General features: G+C 66.8%; 18 protein-coding genes. 6 read left to right on the top strand and 12 right to left on the bottom strand.

The window, feature by feature from the left end; all coding sequences use genetic code 11:
• The first annotated feature begins 93 nt into the window (after positions 1-93).
• The gene (locus tag J2X37_RS06260; protein ID WP_310018997.1) at positions 94-591 is read left to right on the top strand and encodes an Lrp/AsnC family transcriptional regulator; all 498 of its coding nucleotides are present in this window, start codon (positions 94-96) and stop codon (positions 589-591) included.
• 11 nt (positions 592-602) lie between these two features.
• Here J2X37_RS06260 and J2X37_RS06255 read toward each other — a convergent pair whose 3' ends face one another.
• Positions 603-1652 (bottom strand): NAD-dependent epimerase/dehydratase family protein, encoded by a 1050-nt coding sequence (locus J2X37_RS06255; protein ID WP_310018994.1) that lies wholly within the window; start codon positions 1650-1652, stop codon positions 603-605.
• Between the two features lie 118 nt (positions 1653-1770).
• On the opposite strand from J2X37_RS06255, the gene recQ reads away from it, so the two are divergent.
• From recQ to J2X37_RS06240, 3 genes are all read left to right on the top strand, one after another.
• Positions 1771-3579: a DNA helicase RecQ gene (recQ, locus tag J2X37_RS06250; RefSeq protein WP_310018993.1), complete on the top strand. Its 1809-nt coding sequence runs from the start codon at positions 1771-1773 to the stop codon at positions 3577-3579.
• A 79-nt stretch (positions 3580-3658) separates the two neighbouring features.
• Positions 3659-4540, top strand: coding sequence for an SPFH domain-containing protein (locus tag J2X37_RS06245; RefSeq protein WP_310018991.1), 882 nt, complete (start codon positions 3659-3661; stop codon positions 4538-4540).
• Positions 4541-4546: 6 nt separating this feature from the next.
• Positions 4547-4744, top strand: coding sequence for a toxin-antitoxin system HicB family antitoxin (locus J2X37_RS06240; RefSeq protein WP_310018989.1), 198 nt, complete (start codon positions 4547-4549; stop codon positions 4742-4744).
• Between the two features lie 78 nt (positions 4745-4822).
• Here J2X37_RS06240 and J2X37_RS06235 read toward each other — a convergent pair whose 3' ends face one another.
• The 11 genes from J2X37_RS06235 to J2X37_RS06185 all read right to left on the bottom strand — a co-directional run bounded on the left by J2X37_RS06235 (position 4823) and on the right by J2X37_RS06185 (position 15603).
• Positions 4823-5809: a TerC family protein gene (locus J2X37_RS06235; protein WP_310018986.1), complete on the bottom strand. Its 987-nt coding sequence runs from the start codon at positions 5807-5809 to the stop codon at positions 4823-4825.
• A gap of 16 nt (positions 5810-5825) precedes the next feature.
• Positions 5826-6014: a hypothetical protein gene (locus tag J2X37_RS06230; protein WP_310018984.1), complete on the bottom strand. Its 189-nt coding sequence runs from the start codon at positions 6012-6014 to the stop codon at positions 5826-5828.
• A 233-nt stretch (positions 6015-6247) separates the two neighbouring features.
• Complete coding sequence (gene ribA, locus J2X37_RS06225) at positions 6248-7318, bottom strand: GTP cyclohydrolase II (RefSeq protein ID WP_310018982.1); 1071 nt, start codon at positions 7316-7318, stop codon at positions 6248-6250.
• A gap of 37 nt (positions 7319-7355) precedes the next feature.
• The gene (locus J2X37_RS06220; RefSeq protein ID WP_310018980.1) at positions 7356-8147 is read right to left on the bottom strand and encodes an exodeoxyribonuclease III; all 792 of its coding nucleotides are present in this window, start codon (positions 8145-8147) and stop codon (positions 7356-7358) included.
• A gap of 345 nt (positions 8148-8492) precedes the next feature.
• A complete protein-coding gene (locus tag J2X37_RS06215; protein ID WP_310018978.1) occupies positions 8493-9149 on the bottom strand; it encodes an outer membrane lipoprotein carrier protein LolA in 657 nt (218 codons plus the stop codon).
• A gap of 212 nt (positions 9150-9361) precedes the next feature.
• The gene (gene rpmG / locus J2X37_RS06210) at positions 9362-9529 is read right to left on the bottom strand and encodes a 50S ribosomal protein L33 (protein ID WP_310018975.1); all 168 of its coding nucleotides are present in this window, start codon (positions 9527-9529) and stop codon (positions 9362-9364) included.
• 256 nt (positions 9530-9785) lie between these two features.
• Positions 9786-10037: a hypothetical protein gene (locus J2X37_RS06205; RefSeq protein WP_310018974.1), complete on the bottom strand. Its 252-nt coding sequence runs from the start codon at positions 10035-10037 to the stop codon at positions 9786-9788.
• A gap of 78 nt (positions 10038-10115) precedes the next feature.
• Positions 10116-10370: a GlsB/YeaQ/YmgE family stress response membrane protein gene (locus J2X37_RS06200; RefSeq protein ID WP_310018972.1), complete on the bottom strand. Its 255-nt coding sequence runs from the start codon at positions 10368-10370 to the stop codon at positions 10116-10118.
• 129 nt (positions 10371-10499) lie between these two features.
• Entirely contained in the window at positions 10500-11327 is an 828-nt protein-coding gene (locus J2X37_RS06195) for an undecaprenyl-diphosphate phosphatase (RefSeq protein ID WP_310018969.1), read from the bottom strand.
• 96 nt (positions 11328-11423) lie between these two features.
• Positions 11424-13571 carry a M13 family metallopeptidase gene (locus J2X37_RS06190; protein WP_310018967.1) on the bottom strand — a complete coding sequence of 716 codons (2148 nt, stop codon included), beginning with the start codon at positions 13569-13571 and terminating at the stop codon, positions 11424-11426.
• A 205-nt stretch (positions 13572-13776) separates the two neighbouring features.
• Positions 13777-15603, bottom strand: a complete 1827-nt coding sequence (locus J2X37_RS06185; RefSeq protein ID WP_310018964.1) for an ABC transporter transmembrane domain-containing protein — start codon at positions 15601-15603, stop codon at positions 13777-13779.
• A 216-nt stretch (positions 15604-15819) separates the two neighbouring features.
• Between J2X37_RS06185 and J2X37_RS06180 the strand changes: the two genes are divergently transcribed.
• Together J2X37_RS06180 and J2X37_RS06175 are read left to right on the top strand one after the other, a co-directional pair.
• Positions 15820-17064 (top strand): polyhydroxyalkanoate depolymerase, encoded by a 1245-nt coding sequence (locus J2X37_RS06180; RefSeq protein ID WP_310018962.1) that lies wholly within the window; start codon positions 15820-15822, stop codon positions 17062-17064.
• Positions 17065-17176: 112 nt separating this feature from the next.
• Complete coding sequence (locus J2X37_RS06175; RefSeq protein ID WP_310018958.1) at positions 17177-18454, top strand: hypothetical protein; 1278 nt, start codon at positions 17177-17179, stop codon at positions 18452-18454.
• Positions 18455-18569: the final 115 nt, after the last annotated feature.

Raw genomic sequence — 18569 nt, 5'->3', positions numbered from 1 at the left:
CCTTATATCCCGCGCCGTTAGGTCGATCCGACCTTTCATTGTGGCATTCTCAGGGGAAAAGACTTAAATCATGTCAGCAAGCGGAGATTTCGGATGCCAAAACGCCCCGATCCGGACGATCTGGATACGTTCGACCGAAAAATCGTGGCGGCGCTGGTTCTTGACGGCCGCATGTCGGTGACGGACCTGGCGCAACAGGTCGGCCTGTCGAAGACGCCGTGCCAGAATCGCCTGCGCCGCCTGATCGACAGCGGGGTGATCAAGGGCTTTACCGCCATCGTCGACCAGGCCGCGCTCGATCTCGACCATGTCGCCTTTGCCGAAGTGAAGCTGTCCGACACCCGCGAACGCGCGCTGGAGGAGTTCAACGCCGCCGTCCGCCGCGTGCCCGAAGTGGAGGAGTGCTACATGATCGCCAGCAGCTTCGACTATCTGCTCAAGGTGCGCACCGCCGACATCCGCCGCTATCGCGAGGTGCTGGGCGAACGGATATCGAGCCTGCCGCATGTCGCCAGCACCTCCACCTTCGTCGCGATGGAGGCGATCAAGGACGGCGCGCGGCCGCGCGTACCGAAGCTTCGCGGCGACTGAGGCGGGCGGCGCTACTTGCCGTAGTAGTCGCGGAACCAGGCGACGAAGCGCGCGATCCCCTCGCGCACCGGCATGGCGGGGGCATAGCCGGTCAGTTGCCGCAGCAGCGAGGCATCGGCCCAGGTCGCGGGAACGTCGCCCTTCTGCATCGGCATCAGGTTGCGGATCGCGGGCACGCCGAGTTCCGCCTCGATCGCGTCGATGAAGTCGGTCAGCCGCACCCGTTCGCCGTTGCCGATGTTGACCACCCGCCACGGCGCGACCGGCGACAGGCTGTCGCCCGCGGGGATCGCCTCGCCCGGCGCGGGGCGCACCGGCGGCACGTCGAGCAGCAGGCGGATGCCGCGCACGAGATCGCCGACGTAGGTGAAGTCGCGGGCCATCTCGCCATGGTTGTAAACGTCGATGGGCCGTCCTTCGAGGATCGCGTCGACGAACTGGAACAGCGCCATGTCGGGCCGGCCCCACGGACCGTAGACGGTGAAGAAGCGGAACATCGTGATCGGCAGGTTCCACAAGTGGGCATAGGCATGGCCCATCGCCTCGTTCGCCTTCTTCGTCGCGGCGTAGAAGGTCAGCGGGGTGTCGGCCTTGTCCGTCTCGGCAAAGGGCATCGCCTCGTTCGCGCCGTAGACGGAGGACGTGCTCGCCATCATCAGGTGGCCGATCCGCAAGCGGCGGGCCACCTCCATCACGTTGAAGCTGCCGACGAGGTTGCTGTCGAGATAGGCGCGCGGGTTCTCAAGGCTGTAGCGCACGCCCGCCTGTCCGGCGAGGTGGACGATGGCGTCGGGCGCAAAGGCCTCTGCCGCCGCGGACAGGGCGTCCATGTCCTCCAGCAGCGCCTCGGTCGCGGTGAAATGGGGATGCTGCTTGAGCATCTGCCAGCGGCGACGCTTGAGATTGACGTCGTAATAGTCGCTCATCCCGTCGTAGCCGTGGACGGCGATTCCTTCGCGCAGCAGCAGGTCGGCGAGATGATAGCCGATGAAGCCCGCCGCGCCGGTGACCAGCACGCGGCGGAACGGGGGTTCGAAGCTCTGGTCGCCGTGCTCGCTCATCGGCGCATGGCTAGCCCTTGCGTGCGGCGCGGTCCAGCCGGGGATATCCACGCCTGGCCTCGTCTTATCCCTGCCCCCGGTTTTGCCTTGGGCGGCAAGTCTGGCATGGCCGGTCGCCATGGCCGACCTGCTGACCGACCCTGCCGAGCCTGACGATACGCTGCTGGTGCGGCTGCACGACCTGTTCGGGTTTCGCGCCTTTCGCGGGGTGCAGCGGCAGGTGCTCGACCGGGTCATGGCCGGGCAGTCGACGCTGGCGGTGATGCCGACGGGGGCGGGCAAGTCGCTGACCTACCAGTTGCCCGCCACGCTGCTGGGCGGGACCTGCGTGGTCATCAGCCCGCTGATCGCGTTGATGCACGACCAGTTGCGCAGCGCGGAGGCGAACGGGATCCGCGCCGCCACGCTGACCAGCGTCGACGAGAACCGCGCCGAAACCGTGGCGCGGCTGCGCAGCGGCGATCTCGACCTGCTCTACGTCGCGCCCGAACGCGCCAGCCAGCCGCATTTCCGCGATCTCCTCTCCGCTTGCCGCATCGCGCTTTTCGCCATCGACGAAGCGCACTGCGTGTCCGAATGGGGCCATGACTTCCGCCCCGACTATCGCCTGCTGCGTCCGCTGATGGACCAGTTCGCGCACGTGCCGCGCCTGGCGCTGACGGCGACGGCGGACGCGCACACCCGGTCCGACATCCTGAACCAGCTGGGCATCCCGGCCGAAGGCATGATCGTCGCCGGGTTCGACCGGCCCAACATCCGCTATTCCATCCACGCACGCGACGGGCTGACCCAGCAGCTGCGCCGCCTGCTGGCATCGCAGCCCGGCCCCGGCATCGTCTATGCCCCCACCCGCGCCGCGACCGAACGGCTGGCCGAGGCGTTGTCGGACGGCCAGCGCGAGGTGCGCGCCTATCACGCGGGACTGGCGCCCGACGTGCGCGCCGCGAACCAGTCCGCCTTCGTGGCGAGCGAGGACATGGTGATGTGCGCGACGGTCGCCTTCGGCATGGGCATCGACAAGCCCGATGTGCGCTTCGTCGCCCATGCCGGCCTGCCGAAATCGATCGAGGGCTATTACCAGGAAACCGGACGCGCGGGGCGCGACGGCGACCCTTCGGTCGCGCACCTGTTCTGGGGTGCGGACGACTTCGCGAGGGCGCGGATGCGGGTGCAGGAGGTCGACGCCGCGCGCCAGCAGGGCGAGCGGGCGCGGCTGGCCGCGCTCGGCGCGCTGGTCGAGACGGCGGGCTGCCGGCGCGCGATCCTGCTGCGCCATTTCGGCGAGACCCCGCCCGAGACCTGCGGCAATTGCGACAACTGCCTCGCCCCGCCCAAGTCGGTCGACGCGACGGTGACGGCGCAGAAGTATCTTTCTGCCGTGGCGCGCACGCGGCAGACGTTCGGTGCCGGCTACATCGAGAGCGTGCTGACCGGCCAGTCGAGCGAACGGGCCAGCAGCCAGGGCCACGACTCCCTGTCGGTCTTCGGGATCGTTTCCGGCGAGGAGGTCGCGCTGCTGAAGCCGGTGCAGCGCGCGCTGCTGGTGCGCGGCGCGCTGCTGCCGACCGAGCACGGCGGGCTGATGCTGGGGCCGGAAGCGCGCGCCTATCTGAAGGGCGAGCAGCCGCTCGACCTCGTCATCCCGCCCCGGCGCGAGAAGGGCGGCCCGCGTGGAGCGAAGGGCGGCAGCCAGGCGCTCAACCCCGTGGGCGACGCGCTGTTCGACGCGCTGCGCGAACTGCGCCGCGAGCTGGCAAAGGAGCTGGGCGTGCCGCCCTACGTGATCTTCCACGATTCGGTATTGCGCGACATGGCCGGGTTCAGGCCGCAGAGCCGGGCCGCGCTGGCCGACCTGCCGGGGATCGGCGCCAAGAAGCTCGATGCCTATGGCGAGCAATTCCTGACGGTGATCCGACGCCACGCCTGAATCGCTTGCTCCTCCCCCGGACATGATATAAATATGATATCATAATTAAGGCGGCGACCGGCCGTCGAAGGGGGAAATCATGGAACTGCATTCGATGGATACCAGCCGCGAATCGGCGGCTCGCACGGGCAGCGGCTACGTCATGCTGGTCGTCGCGCTGGCGGCGACACTGGCAATCGGCGCGCAATTCGCGCTGATGCCCGAACCCTCGCCGGTCGCACTGGTGCTTTCGGCGGTGGTGCTCGCCTTCGTGACGAGCGGTTTCTACATGCTCCAGCCCAACCAGGCGGCGGTCATCACGCTGTTCGGGTCCTATCGCGGCACCGACCGGCGGCACGGCCTGCGCTGGGTCTGGCCGTGGATGATCCGCAAGAAGGTCAGCGTTCGCGCCAACAACGTCCATTCCGAACGGATCAAGATCAACGACAAGCGCGGCAACCCAATCGAGATCGCCTGCAACGTCGTGTGGCGCGTGCGCGATACCGCGCAGGCCAGCTTCGACGTCGACGACTATCGCGAATTCGTGAACATCCAGATCGAGGCGGGTCTGCGCACGGTCGGCTCGCGCCATCCCTACGACGACATCGAGGAAGGCGAGACGACGCTGCGCGGCGACGGCGAACTGGTGAACGGCGAGCTGCTCGCCGAACTGAACGACCGGCTGAAGGTAGCGGGCATTGTCGTCGACGAGGCGGGGCTGACCCACCTTGCCTACGCAGCCGAGATCGCCGGCGCGATGCTCCGCCGCCAGCAGGCCGAGGCGGTTATCGCGGCGCGTGCCAAGCTGGTGATGGGCGCGGTGACGATGGTCGAGATGGCGCTGGCCAAGCTTTCGGAAGGCAATATCGTCGATCTCGACGACGAACGGCGCGCGGCGATGGTGTCGAACCTGATGGTCGTGCTGTGCGGCGAGCGGGAGACGCAGCCGATCGTCAACACCGGCACGCTCTACAATCACTAGGGAGCGATGAGTACGAGAAAGCCCTTTGCCCTTCGCCTCGACCCGGCGCTCCACGCCGCGGTCGAGGAAATGGCGGCGCGCGACCTGCGTTCGGTCAACGCCGAGATCGAGTGTCTGCTGCGCGAGGCGCTGGGCAAGCGGGGGGTCAAGGTCGGCAAGACCGAGCGGCCCCGTCGCGGCAGGCCGCCGCGGCAGGACGACTGATCCGCAGGCCGCCGCGGCACGACGACTGATCCCCGGCAGGCCACCGCGACGGGATTGTCCGCCGCGGCGGCTGCACTTCTACTTCAGGACGGCAGGCTCCTGCTTTCGCGTCTTCCACAGCGAGAAGACCACGCCGCCCGCGATCAGCGCGAACGTCACGCCCAGGCTCAGCACCGGCGGGAACTTGTCCCCGCCCAGCACGAAGTCGGTGACGAAGATCTTGCTGCCGATGAACACCAGCACCGCGGCGAGCGCATACTTCAGGTAGGTGAAGCGATCGATCATCGCCGCGAGCGCGAAATAGAGTGCGCGTAGGCCCAGGATCGCCATGATGTTCGAGGTGTAGACGATGAAGGTGTCAGTGGTGATCGCGAAGATCGCCGGCACCGAATCGACCGCGAAGACGAGGTCGGCAAGGTTGATGACCACCAGCGCGAGGAACAGCGGGGTCGCCGCGTGCACCATTTTGCCGGTCTTCTCGTCGGGCACCTTCACGAAGAAATGCTGGTCGTGCAGTTCTTTCGTCACCCGCATGTGTCGGCTGATCCAGCGCACCGCCGGGTTGTTGCCGATGTCGGGATCGTGGTCCGAGGTGAAGAACATCTTGATGCCGGTGAACACCAGGAACGCGGCGAAGATGTAGAGAACCCAGTAGGCTTCTTGCACCAGCGCGGCGCCGCCCGCGATCATCAGGCCGCGCAGCACGATCACCGCCATGATGCCCCACAGCAGTGCACGGTACTGGTACTTCGCCGGGATCGCGAAGAAGGTGAAGATCAGGCTGATGACGAAGACGTTGTCGATCGACAGCGCCTTTTCAATGAAGAAGCCGGTGAAGTACTGCATCCCGGCGGTGTCGCCCTTGGCGTACCAGACCCAACCGCCGAACAGCAGCGCGATGCCAATGTAGAAGCCGGTGAGCTTCAGCGATTCGCCGATGCCCATTTCCCGGTCCTCCTTGTGCAGGATGCCGAGGTCGAACGCAGTCAGCGCCGCGACGAGCGCGAGAAAGGCGAGCCAGAACCAGGCCGGGGTGCCGAGCCAGTCGGCAAAGAGGAATTCCATGGTCGTGCGCTCCCGGTCAGGCGGTCAGGACGGGGCGCGGGGCGGCGCTGCGCGACATCCGCGTCAGCCGGTGACGCAGCCAGGCGCGGCGCAGGCCGAGCAGCGCGATCCTGCGGTTGTCCGGCCGCGTGGCCGACCGGGCTAGGCGCAGCGCCTCATCGATCCGCTGCAGGCGTTCGAGAAGCAGATACATCGAATTGGTCATCGTTCATTCCCTGCCGAAACGTTGCGTTCGATCGGGCAAGACGATGAAGCCGACGGGTTTCGCGAGGGAACGCCAGTCCGGACCATGCATCGGGATTGCCCGATGCGGTCCGACATCACGTGGCGACTTCCTGTGCATGAGCCGAAAGGCGCCGCGCCAGAGGGGCCCGGTACCGCGCCATCAAAATGGGCACGGCGCCGTTCCATTGCAAGGGCTTTTTCCGCCCCGCCGTTTCAGAGCAGGTGACCGGTCCGATCGCGCTTGGTGTCGAGATAGCGGGCATTGTGCGGATTGGCGGGCAGGCGGTGCGGCACGCGGTCGCTCACCGTCACGCCCACGTCCTCCAACGCGGCGACCTTGGCCGGGTTGTTGGTCATCAGCCGGATCGCGCCGATGCCAAGGAGCTGGAGCATCCGCGCCGCCACCGGGAAATCGCGCGCCTCGGTCGGCAGGCCGAGCCGGTTGTTGGCATCGACCGTGTCGTAGCCCTGGTCCTGCAGGCGATAGGCGCGCAGCTTGTTGATGAGGCCGATGCCGCGCCCTTCCTGCCGCAGGTAGAGCAGTACGCCAAAGCCGCCGCTCGTCGCCTCATCCGCCATGGCGTGGAGCGCGGCGTCGAGCTGCGGCCCGCAATCGCATTTCAAACTGGAGAGGACATCGCCGGTCAGGCACTCGGAGTGGAGCCGGACGAGCGGTGTCCTGTCGGACCGCTGTTCGCCGACGATCAGGGCGACATGCTCGCGCAAGTCGTCGGGCGCGCGGAAGGCGACGATCTCGCAGGCGTCCGCGGCGGCGGTGGGCAGGTGGGCGCGGGCCTGGATCGACAGGCGGGCGGGATCCTGGAACGCGGCAAGGTCGGCGACCGTGCAGCCGACCGCGTTCTCGCACGGGTCGGGATCGACGAGGAAGCAGGGAAGCACCCCGGCAAGGCGCGCGAGGATCATCGCGGCCTGCGCGGCCTGCGCCGCCTCGATGGCTTCGGCTTTGAACGGGCCCGCCAGCGGATGCGACAGGTCCTGCGACGGGTCGGCCAGCGCGCGGGCCAGCGGCAGGGTGAAGGGGTCTGCGGCGCGGATCAGCGCCGGCGCATCGGGCAGGGCGGCCTCGCGCTGGTTGGCCAGCTTCAGCGTGGCGGCGCGGGCGGCGGAAATGAGCAGGCGCGGCGCGGTCGTCGCCCCGCTTTCGTACCCCGTCTCGGCGCAGAGCAGCGTCAGGGTGCCATCCTCGCCCGCCAGCCGGATCGGCCAGCCGTGACGCAGCGCGTCGATCGCCTGCGCGGCGTGGCGGGCGTTGGGGTGCGTCACCCGCAAGGCTTCCAACCACTCGCAGGGCGGAACCGGTTCACAGAGCGAACTCGGTGATGAGGGGGATGTGGTCCGACGGCTGTTCCCAGCGGCGCGTTTCCTCGACGAAGCGGTGCGACACCGACTGCGCGGCAAGGTCCGGCGAGGCCCACATGTGGTCGAGCCGGCGCCCCTGGTCCTTGTCGCGCCAGTAGGAGCGGTAGGACCACCACGAATAATTGCGCTCCGGAGCGGGTATGTGCTTGCGACCCAGGTCCACCCAGCCGTGCGCATCGGCGAGGCGGCCCAGCGTCTCGACCTCGACCGGGGTGTGGCTGACCACCTTGAGCAGCGCCTTGTGATCGTAGACGTCGCAGTCCAGCGGCGCGATGTTGAAATCGCCGACCAGCAGCGTCGGCCGGTCGATCGCCTCGGCCCAGCGGGTCATGCGTTCGAGGAAGTCGAGCTTCTGGCCGAACTTGGGGTTCACCTCGCGGTCGGCGACATCGCCGCCGGCGGGGATGTAGACGTTCTCGACGATCAGGCCCTGGCCGGTGCCTTGCAGTTCGACCCCGACGTGGCGCGCCTCGCCATTGTCCTGCCAGTCGTGGCGGCTGAACTCGGTGAAGGGAATGCGGCTGACGGTTGCGACGCCGTGATAGCCCTTCTGCCCGTGGATCGCGCGGTGGCTGTAACCCAGTCGTTCAAACATTTCGTGCGGGAACAGGTGTTCGGCGCACTTTATCTCCTGCAGGCAGAGGACGTCGGGCGATTGCTCGGCCAGGACGCGCTCGACCTGGTCGATGCGAAGGCGGACGGAGTTGATGTTCCAGGTGGCAACAGAAACCATGGGAGACGCAAATAGTGACCGCGCCCGCAAAGTCCACCGGCCAAAGCCGTCGCGCGCACCGTGGACATGAAAAACCCCCGACCCGGGGGCAGTGGGTCGAGGGCTTCCATTCGCGTTCGTCACGCTCGGCAAGATGAACTTCGCTTGGAACCGGGCAACAGGGGGGAAACCCGGACCCGCTCATCTTGTGCCACCAGTTTTAGGGCTGCGGCCCTGTCGCCCAGATGAACGGAAACCCGGCCTTAACCGCGTTTCATCGCCGCCCTCGCACGGGTGAACGAGAAATGCCGGGCCAACCTGAACGGCGGCCCGGCATCGATGTTTATCAGTCCTCGAGGCGAGCGGTTACCGCTTCGTGCGGGCCCGAACGTCCTTGAACGTGAAAGTTCCGTCGCCCACGCTCATGCCGTAGCGATGATTGTCCAGGTGCACCTTGGTGATCTTGTTCTGCGCGTCGACCGACACCCAGCCGGCCAGCTCCATGCCGCCAGGCGCGCTCGCCTTGTTTTCGAAGATCATGGTCAGGGTGCCGTATTCGGGATGCGACGGATCCTTGATACGGATGCTGGTCACCGCCGAGCTGCCGGTCGGCATCAGCTTGCCGTAACGCGAGATGTCGCCATCCGGCTTCAGCAGGGCGCCAAGCGGGCTGTTCTTGATCGGCCAGACCTGCTTCTGGTTCACTTCGTAGTCGAGCATCGTCAGGCGGCTGCCGTCGGAGACGATCAGCATCGGGATGCCCTTCTGGTATTGAAAGCGGATCTTGCCGGGCCGCTTCAGCGTCATCGTGCCGGACACGCGCTGGCCGCTGCGGTCGACCTGCGTGAAGTCGGCCTTCATCGTGGTGATCGCGCGAAGCGCCTTCACCGCGTTGTCCATGCGGGCGGAAGAGGATGTCGCCGCCGCGACGGGCGCGGCAGGGGCGATGAGCGTCGCGGGGGCCGCGAGCGCAAGGAGGCCGACGCCGATAGCGCGGGCCGTGCGGGTCTTGAATGTGGTCATGTTCATCCCGGTTCGTTTACCAATCGGGCATTGAACCCGTCGTGAACCGGGGGCGTTCCCGAAAAACGGCCGAATACCGTCTGCCGACAGGACGGCGCGGGAGCGCGGGGTAGTGGGCCGGTTCGCAGGATGGACCCAGGCCCAAGACGGCCGCGGGGTGGGCCCGCGGTCCGTTCAGGCGCGGCGGAAGCGATGCTCCCGCCGCTGCCGGATCACTTGATCTTGGCTTCCTTGAACTCGACGTGCTTGCGCACGACGGGGTCGTACTTGCGCTGCACCATCTTCTCGGTCTGGTTGCGCGGGTTCTTCTTCGTGACGTAGAAGAAGCCGGTGTCGGCGGTGGAGACCAGCCGGATCTTTACGGTTGCGGGCTTCGCCATGGCGTATTCCTGATAATTCCTGTGGCCGCGGGGCGGGACGGATCCAGCCTCGCGAACGGTCAAACTCGCGAAAATCGTAAATCTGCGAACACGGAATCGGTGCAGCCGTGTTGCAAAGCGGTGCGCCTTTGCGCGAAAGGGGCTGCCAAGTCAAGCGCGAGCAGGGTGGGCGATAGCCGAAAAGCCCCTTCACCCCAAATGCAAACGGCACCGGGTTTGCCCCGGTGCCGCCTGTCTGGATGCGATTGCGCGCAGATTACTGCGGCGCGGCGTCCATGGTGTCGGCCTGGTCTTCCATGGCGTCCTTGGTCGCTTCACCGGCGTCTTCGATGGCGTCGGCCTGCTCGTCGGTGATCTGGCCGGCGTCTTCCATCGCGTCGGCAGTCGCTTCCGCCGCTTCGTCGACGGCCTCGGCCTGATCTTCCATCTGGTTTTCGGCGCCGCTGTCGCAAGCCGCGAGGGTCAGGCCGAGAGCGGCGGCGGCCGCGACGGTGAGAATCTTCTTCATGCTACTTTCCCCTTTTATAAAGGCGGGGGGCGACAGATCGGCTGTCACCCCCCAAGTTTTCATGTGTTCACGCCGCTATTAGCGAACCCGACCACGACGAAACAGGTTGACGATCGCAAGCAGGACGACGGCGCCCAGGAACGAGAACAGCAGCGCCGTGAGGCTAAAGCCGTTCATGATCGTGTTCCCGCCGACGATCAGGCCGGCCAGCAGCGCGCCGACGATGCCGACGACGACGTTGAGCAGGATGCCCTGCTGCGCATCGGTGCGCATCACGATGCTGGCGAGCCAGCCGATGATGCCACCGACAATGATAAGAATGATGATGCCCATCGCACGTTTCCTTGAATTGGTGTTTGATCGGGAAACGTGGCGAGCCCTGATATGGTTCCGGGAGGATGTGGAAAAGTCGACGAGCCGAGTGCGATACAGAGCCCCATGAAGGCGTGAAAGCGTGGCGGATCAGCCGTTTGTCGCGGCACCGAGCACGAAAAGCGCGATGATGCCGATGACGATGCGGTACCACGCGAAAGGGGCAAAACCCTTGCGGCTGACGAAGGCGACGAAAGCGCGGATCACGATCAGCGCGACGATGAACGAGACGACGAAGCCGATCGCGATCTCGGTCCAGCCGACGGTCATCGCGTTCGATGCGAGCAGCGCGCGGTTGTCCATGATCTCCAGCGTAGAGGCGCCGAGCATCGTCGGGATGGCGAGGAAGAAGCTGAATTCGGCCGCGGTGCGCCGTTCGATGCCCATCGCCAGCGCGCCCATGATCGTCGCGCCAGATCGGCTGACGCCAGGAATCATCGCCAGACACTGGATGAAGCCGACGCCCAGCGCCTGTCTGACCGGCAGCTGGCCGATCCCGCTCGGCCCGCCGTCGTGGCGGGCGTATTTCTCGACCACCAGGATCGCGATGCCGCCGCCGATCAGCGCCCAGGCCACGACCATCGGGCTACCAAGCAGGATGTCGATGTAATCCTTGAGGATCAGTCCGATCACCGCCGCCGGCAGGAACGCGACGACGAGGTTGACGAAGAAGCGGATCGATTCGGGATGGCGGTTGAGGATGCCGATGCCGGCCGCCCAGAACGTGCGCCAGTACTGCACCACGACTGCGAGGATCGCGCCGAGCTGGATGACGACGTTAAACACCTTCCACTCCTCGGCATCGTAGCCGAACAGGGCCGATGCGAGGATCAGGTGCCCGGTGGAGGACACCGGGATGAATTCGGTCAGTCCCTCGACGATGCCGAGGAGCACTGCGGTCAGGGCGAGATTTTCCATGTGCGCGACCGGTCGCCCGGCGCCAGTCCCAAGTCAAGAGCGACCGGGGGCTTGTGCGCCGGGCGGTTGGCGGCTTTGCGGCAGATCAGGCGGCGATCACCACACCCGCACGCGGTCCTCGGGCTTGATGTACATCTTGTCGCCCGGCTTCACGTTGAACGCCTTGTACCACGGATCGAAGTTGGCCAGCACCACGTTGGTCCGCGCCTTGTCGGGCGAATGCGGATCGGTTTGCAGGATGGTGCGGGTCAGCTGTTCGGTCCACATGCCGCGGTTGCCGATGGCGTGGGCGATGAAGAAGCGCTGGTCGCCGGTCAGCCCGTCGATCACCGGCGCTTCCTTGCCGTTCAGGCTCAGCTTGTAGGCGTCGTAGGCGATCTTCAGCCCGGCGAGGTCGGCGATGTTCTCGCCCAGCGTCAGCCGCCCGTTGATGCAGGTCTTGCCGTCGTCGAGCGGGCAGAAGGCATCGTACTGCGCGATCAGCTTCTTCGCCGCCGCCTCGAACTTGGCGCGGTCTTCGGGCTTCCACCAGTTCCGCATCACGCCGTCGCCGTCGTACTGCGATCCCTGGTCGTCGAAACCGTGGCTGATCTCGTGCCCGATGGTCGTGCCGATGATGCCGTAGTTCACCGCCGGGTCGGCGCTCAGCGCGAAGTTGGGCGCCTGCAGGTAGGCGGCGGGGAAGACGATCTCGTTGTTCGAGGTGTTGTAGTAGGCGTTCACCGTCTGCGGCGACATGTGCCACTTTTCCTTGTCGACCGGCTTCGACAGGTCATCGAGATCCTGTTCCCAGCTCCATTTCGCCGCGGCGAGGCTGTTGCCCAGCGCGTCGTCGGGGCTGATCTCGAGGGTCTCGTATGTCTCCCACTTGTCGGGATAGCCGATCTTGACGTTGAACTTCGACAGCTTGTCGAGCGCCTGCGCCTTCGTCGCCGGGTCCATCCACGACAGCGAATCGATCGAATGGCGCATCGCGGTGCGCAGGTTGGCGACGAGGTCGAACATCGCGGCCTTCGCCTCGGGCGAGAAGTTGCGTTCGACGTAGATCTGACCGACCGCCTCGCCCAGGCGGCTGTTGACGAGGCTGATCGCCCGCTTGTCGCGCGGACGCTGCACCTGCTGGCCGCCCATGTACTGGCCCCAGAAGGCGAACTGCGCGTCCTCGATATCCTTGGGCAGGACCGAGGCGTAGGAGTTGAGGAACTGCGCCGCGGTCCACGCCTTCCACGTGGCAAGGTCGGTGTCGCCGACCAGCTTGACCAGCGCCGGGAAGCCCGCGCCCAGCTTGGCCATGTCGGCATCGCTCAGGCCCAGCGTCTTCGCCTCTGCCGCGTCGGGGCGCATTTCCATGACCTGGAAGGTATCCTTCGCGCCCAGGCCCATCGCGTCGAGATAGGTCTGCATCGGGAACTGGCTCGGCATGCCGGTCAGCTCGCTGCGGGTCAGCTCGTTGTAGATCAGCTGCGGATTGCGCGACACCGCGCGATCCCAGTCGAGCACGGCGATGCGGCGTTCGAGCGCGTAGACCGCCTCTGCCGCGCTGCGCGGATCCTGGTAGCCGGCCTTGCCGAGCAGGAAAGCGAGGTAGTCCTTGTACTTGGCGCGGGTCTCGAGATTCTTCTCGCTGTCGACCAGGTAGTTGTCGCGGTCGGGCAGGCCCAGCCCGCCGATCGAGAAGAAGACCTGGTTGACCGAGGGATGCAGGTCGTCGGCCCCGACGTAGAGGCCGAAGGGGTCGGGCATGCCGGGCCTGCCGAAGAAGCGGGCCAGGTCTTCCTGGCTCTGCACCGCGTAGAGATCGTTCAGGATAGCCTGCGCCGGGGCCATGCCCCTGGCGTCGATCGCATCGCGATTGAGGAACGAGTTGTAGGTGTCGCCGACCTTCTGCTGCAAGGTGCCCTTGGCGGCATGCGCGGCGCCCATCTCGGTGATGATCTGCGCGACCTGCTTTTCGGCCTTGAGAGCGAGATCGGTGGTCACGCCGTAGGCGCGGAACTGCGGCGGGATCGGGTTGGCCACTTCCCACTTGCCGTTGACGTAGGCGTGGAAGTCGTCGCCCGGCTTGACCGAGGCGTCGACGTCGGCCGGGTTGAAGCCCATCGCGGGCCAGGTCATCGGATCGGGATCGACGATGACTGGCGCGGCAGCCTGTGTCGCGGCGGTCGGCGCATCCTGCGCGAAGGTCGGGGTGGCGAGGGCGAGGGTGAGCGCCGAGCAGCCGGCGGCAAGGATGATACGCTTCATGGTGATGGCTTCAGTCCCGCTTTTCGTGTTTTCGATGGCCAAGGGCCATAGCCTGAACGCGCCGACCGGGGGACGACGCTCGTCGGTTTCTTTTGATACTTGATCGATGAACCGAGCCTGTCGCGAGGTCAAGCCGTTGCGACGGGCGAGCCGTGCCAGGGCCCCGTGCCGACGCCGTGCCCATGCCCCGCAGAGCCGCCGGACGTCAGGCCAGGCCCAGCGCCTCGCGCGACGGTTCGTGGAATTGCAGCCGGGCGAGCCGGGCATAGATGCCGCCCCGCGCGGTCAGGCTGTCGTGATCGCCTTCCTCCACGATCCGGCCCCGGTCCATCACCACGATCCGGTCGGCGGCGCGCACGGTGGCGAGGCGATGGGCGATCACCAGCGTCGTGCGCCCGGCCATCAGCCGTTCGAGCGCCGACTGCACCAGGCGCTCGCTCTCGGCGTCGAGCGCGCTTGTCGCTTCGTCGAGGAGCAGGATCGGCGCGTCGCGCAGCAGGGCGCGCGCGATGGCGAGGCGCTGGCGCTGGCCGCCGGAAAGGCGCGCGCCGCTTTCGCCAATGAAGGTGTCGAGCCCGTCGGGCAGGTCGCGCAGGAAATCCTCCGCATTCGCGGCGCGGGCGGCGTCCCAGATCTCCTCGTCGCTCGCGTCGGGGCGACCGTACTGGATGTTGTAGCGGGCACTGGCGGCGAACAGCACCGATTCCTGCGGCACCATCGCAATGCGGCGGCGCACTTCGGCCGGGTCCGCGCGGGTTAGGTCGACCCCGTCGATCCTCACGCTGCCCGCCTGCGGGTCGTAGAAACGGGCGACGAGCTGGAACAGCGTCGACTTGCCCGCGCCGGACGGGCCGACGATGGCCACGGTCTCGCCGGGTTCGACCGTCAGGGTGAACGCGTCGAGCGCCGCGCGATCCGCGCGGCTGGGATAGCGGAAGGTGACCCCCTGCAAGGCGATCGCGCCGCGCGGCGGCACCGGCAGGGTCTGCGGCCTTTCGGGCGCGGTGATCGCGGGCCGGGTGGCGAGCAGTTCTTCCATCCGCTGCGCCGCGCCGGCCGCCTGGAGCAGGCTGCCGTAGACTTCGGTCAGCGCTCCGAACGCGCCCGACACCAGGCCGACGGTGATGACGAAGGCGGCGATCGTGCCGCCGCTGATCTGCCCTTGCGAAACGTCGATCGCTCCCTTCCACAAGAGCAGCGTGATCGCGCCGAAGACCATGAGGATGACGACCGTGGTGAGGAGCGCGCGGGTCTTGATGCGGGCCTTGGCGGTGTCGAGCCCGCGCTGCACGGCGGCGCGAAACCGGTCGCGCTCGCGCTCTTCCTGGTTGAAGACCTGCACGATCTGCATCGCGCCGAGGACCTCGTTGGTCATCGCGCCGACATCGGCCAGGCGGTCCTGGCTGTCGCGCGACAGCGACTGCACCCGTTTGCCGAACATCACGATCGGCCCGATCACCAGCGGAATGGCCAGCACCAGGTAGATCGACAGGCCGGGGGCGAGATAGAACATGTAGGCCACGCCGCCGATCGCGGTCAGCACGTTGCGCAGCGCGACCGACACGGTGCTCGACACCACCTGTTCGATGATTGCGGTGTCGCTGGTCATCCGGCTGGCGATCTCGGCGGGGCTGTTCTCCTCGTAGAAGGAAGGGGGCATCGTCAGCAGGTGGCGGTTCACCCGCGTCCGCAAGTCGGCGACGACCCGTTCGCCCAGCCATGACACGAAGAAGAAGCGCAGGCCCGTGGCGATGGCCAGCACGATGACGATGAGCAGCAGGTACTGGAACCAGCGCCCGATGTCGCCTCCCGCACCGGGGCCGAAGCCGCGATCGATGATGAGCTTGAAACCCGACGGGATGGCGAGCGTCGCCGCCGAAGAGATGACCAGCGCCACCAGCGTCGCTGCGACCAGTCCGGGATATTCGCCCGCCGCCTTGGCCAGCAGCCGCAGCGGGCCGATGCTTTCGGCCCGGGGCGCTTCATGCTGATGCGAGGGTTCCGGCGCCCCGCCCCGCCGCTTGCGTGCCATGGCCAGCGCCCTAGACGAAACTGCACCCTGCGCAAAGCCCGCCCGGCCGGTAATCGCCAGCCGCAACGGCCTCTAAGCGGTCAGGCGGCGTCGCGGTGAAAAAAATCGCAAAGGTTTGCAGGACTTGCGCGCTTTGCAATCGACTAACATCTTTGTGCATTGCAACAACGGTGCCCAAGGCAGATATTGACGATACGCGTTATCAGGAGAAGACATTTGCTCTACCAGATCTACGAGGTGCAGAGGGCATGGCTGGCCGGAGCCAGCGCCGCGGCCTCGATCGGTGCCGAATGGCTCGCCAATCCGCGCAATCCGCTCGGTTATACCGGCTTCGGCCCCGCGATCTCCTCGGCGATGGAGGTGTTCTCGCACGCCGCCGCGCCGCGCACGAAGCCCGCTTTCGGAATCCGCACGGTGGAAAGCGGCGGCAAGACCCGCGATGTCATCGAAGCTGACGTGCTGCATCGCCCCTTCGGCAACCTCAAGCGGTTTACACATGCCGGTCTGCCCGCCGATGCGCCCAAGCTCCTTATCGTCGCGCCGATGAGCGGGCACTACGCCACGCTGCTGCGCGGCACGGTCGAGCGGATGCTGGAAAACGCAGAGGTCTACATCACCGACTGGGCCGACGCGAAGCTGGTGCCGATGGCCGAGGGCAGCTTCGACCTCGACGACTACATCGACTACGTCATCTCGTTTCTCGAGCATATCGGCCCCGGCACCCACGTCATGGCCGTGTGCCAGCCGTCGGTCCCTGCCTTTGCCGCGACCGCGGTCATGAACGAGGACCGGCATCCGTGCCGCCCCGCGACCCTGACGATGATGGGCGGCCCGATCGATACCCGCCAGGCGCCGACCGAGGTGAACGACATGGCGACGACAAGGCCGCTCGCCTGGTTCCGCCAGAACCTGATCCAGACCGTGCCGGTGCAGTATCCGGGCGGCGGTCGCCGGGTCTATCCGGGTTTCTTGCAGCTGGCCGGATTCATGTCGATGAACCTCGGCAACCACATGATGAGCCACTACGCGATGTTCAAGCATCTCGTCGTCGGCGACGGAGAAAGCGCCGAAGCGACGAAGATCTTCTACGACGAATACCTCGCGGTGTGCGACATGACGGCGGAGTTCTATCTCCAGACCGTGAACGCGGTCTTCAAGGAGTTCCTCCTGCCGCGCGGCCTGCTGACCCACCGCGGGCGCAAGGTCGATGCCGGCGCGATCACCGACACCGCGATCCTGTGCATCGAAGGCGAGCGCGACGACATCTCCGGCGTCGGGCAGACGCGCGCCGCGCTCGACATCACGCCGAACCTTCCGGACGCGCGCAAGCAGTATCACCTCGCGACGGGTGTCGGCCATTACGGCATCTTCAACGGGTCGAAGTGGCGCAGCCAGATCGCGCCCATCGCCGAACGCTGGATGGCCGATCATGCGCGCGGCCGGCTCCAGGCAGTCGCCTGAGGCGAGCTGCGACAGGCGCCTGACGGTGCGTGCGCGGGAAGCAGGAGAATTATCGGGCCGTTAACCACCCGTGTTTAAGACATCTTTTCAGGGCCCCTGCGAAAGATGGACGATGAACACGCTCAATCCGATTCTGGCGACTTTACTGCGTATCGGCGGCGCGCTGGCCGGTATCGGCGGCGCCTATCTGGTGCCGGACGCCAAGCTGCTCGAACTGCTCGCCGCGGTGGGTCAGGCGGGGGTGGTCGAAACGGAAATGCTGCGCATCGGTGCCTTCGCGATCGGCGGCATCGTCGGGTTCGTCATCGCCTCGCAGATCGTCGGGCTGATCGGACGGCCCGGCCGCACCCCGCACGGCACGCGGAGCGAGGCGGCCGAATCGGTGCCGCGCCTGCGCCGCCATCTGGTGGGCGATGGGCAGAAGCGCGGGTCGGTCATTCCAGATTATCTCGATCCCGATCCTGCCCCGACGAAGCCTGTTGCCGTCTCGTTTGCCGAACTCGGCCTCGACCATCCGCACGCCAGCGAATACCCGATGCCGGCGGGTCACGGGTCCGAAGACGGCGACGATCTCGATTTCGCCGAAACGCGCGACCGGCCCGAACACGCCGGCAGCGCATCGGACGAATGGGACGCGCCGGCACCCAACCTGGCCTCGGCGGTGCCCGGACCGCCGCCGCATGCGGCCGGATCGCAGATCTCGCCGGCTCGCGCCGAAGCCGCCGCACAGGCCCGTCTGCTTGCGGCGCAGGCGGAGCGGGAAGCGCCTGTGCCGATTGCCGCAGACCCGGTCGCGTCGGAAGAGCCGGTCAGTGCGGTGCCTTCGCGCGAGGATGCCGATCCCGCTCCCGTTTCCGTTTCCGTACCGATGCCGGACGAACTCGGCCTGACCTGGTTCGACGAGGACGATGCGCCCGCCGCCGCGACCGCGTCGCTGGGCGAAGCCTCGCCCGGTTATGATGGCGAACGCGAATGCGCGGCGGAGGCGGGACCCGCTTCCCGCGGCGCCCCGGCCCCCGAATCCGCCGCCCCGGTCGAACCGGCGGCTGCCTTCGTCCCGCCGCGACAGGTCGCCGAAGCGTACGCGCCGCCTCCCGCCGTCGAGCCGGCGCAACCGCGCTTCTCGCTTTCCTCGGCCAGCGAATCGGACTGGTACGACGGCGCGGGCGACGAGGAGGAAGACGCTGAGGACGACGGCGCTGGCTATGGCTCGCTCATCGACATCGGGCTGGGCAAGTCGCATGCCCCGCGCGGACAGCAGGCGGGTCAGCGGGGCGAAGCGGGCCTCGTGCCGATGGGCGGCGCGATCGCGACGGTTCCGCACGGCAAGCCGCAGGATTTCCGCCTTCGCGAAGCGCTGGCCGAACTGCAAAGGCTCGATCGCGGCTAAGGCAAAGTCCTGATCCCAAAGGAAAAGAGCCGCCCCCTCGCGCGGGCGCGTGACTTTTCATTCTCTGTGCAGTTGCAAAAACTCGATTGTATCGCCATGGGGGTCCGATGCGCCA

It is taken from the genome of Croceicoccus sp. BE223 (assembly GCF_031457155.1).
Lineage (GTDB): Bacteria > Pseudomonadota > Alphaproteobacteria > Sphingomonadales > Sphingomonadaceae > Croceicoccus.
The sequence above is the reverse complement of the archived record's forward strand: the minus strand, read 5'-3'. Positions and strand labels throughout refer to the sequence as shown.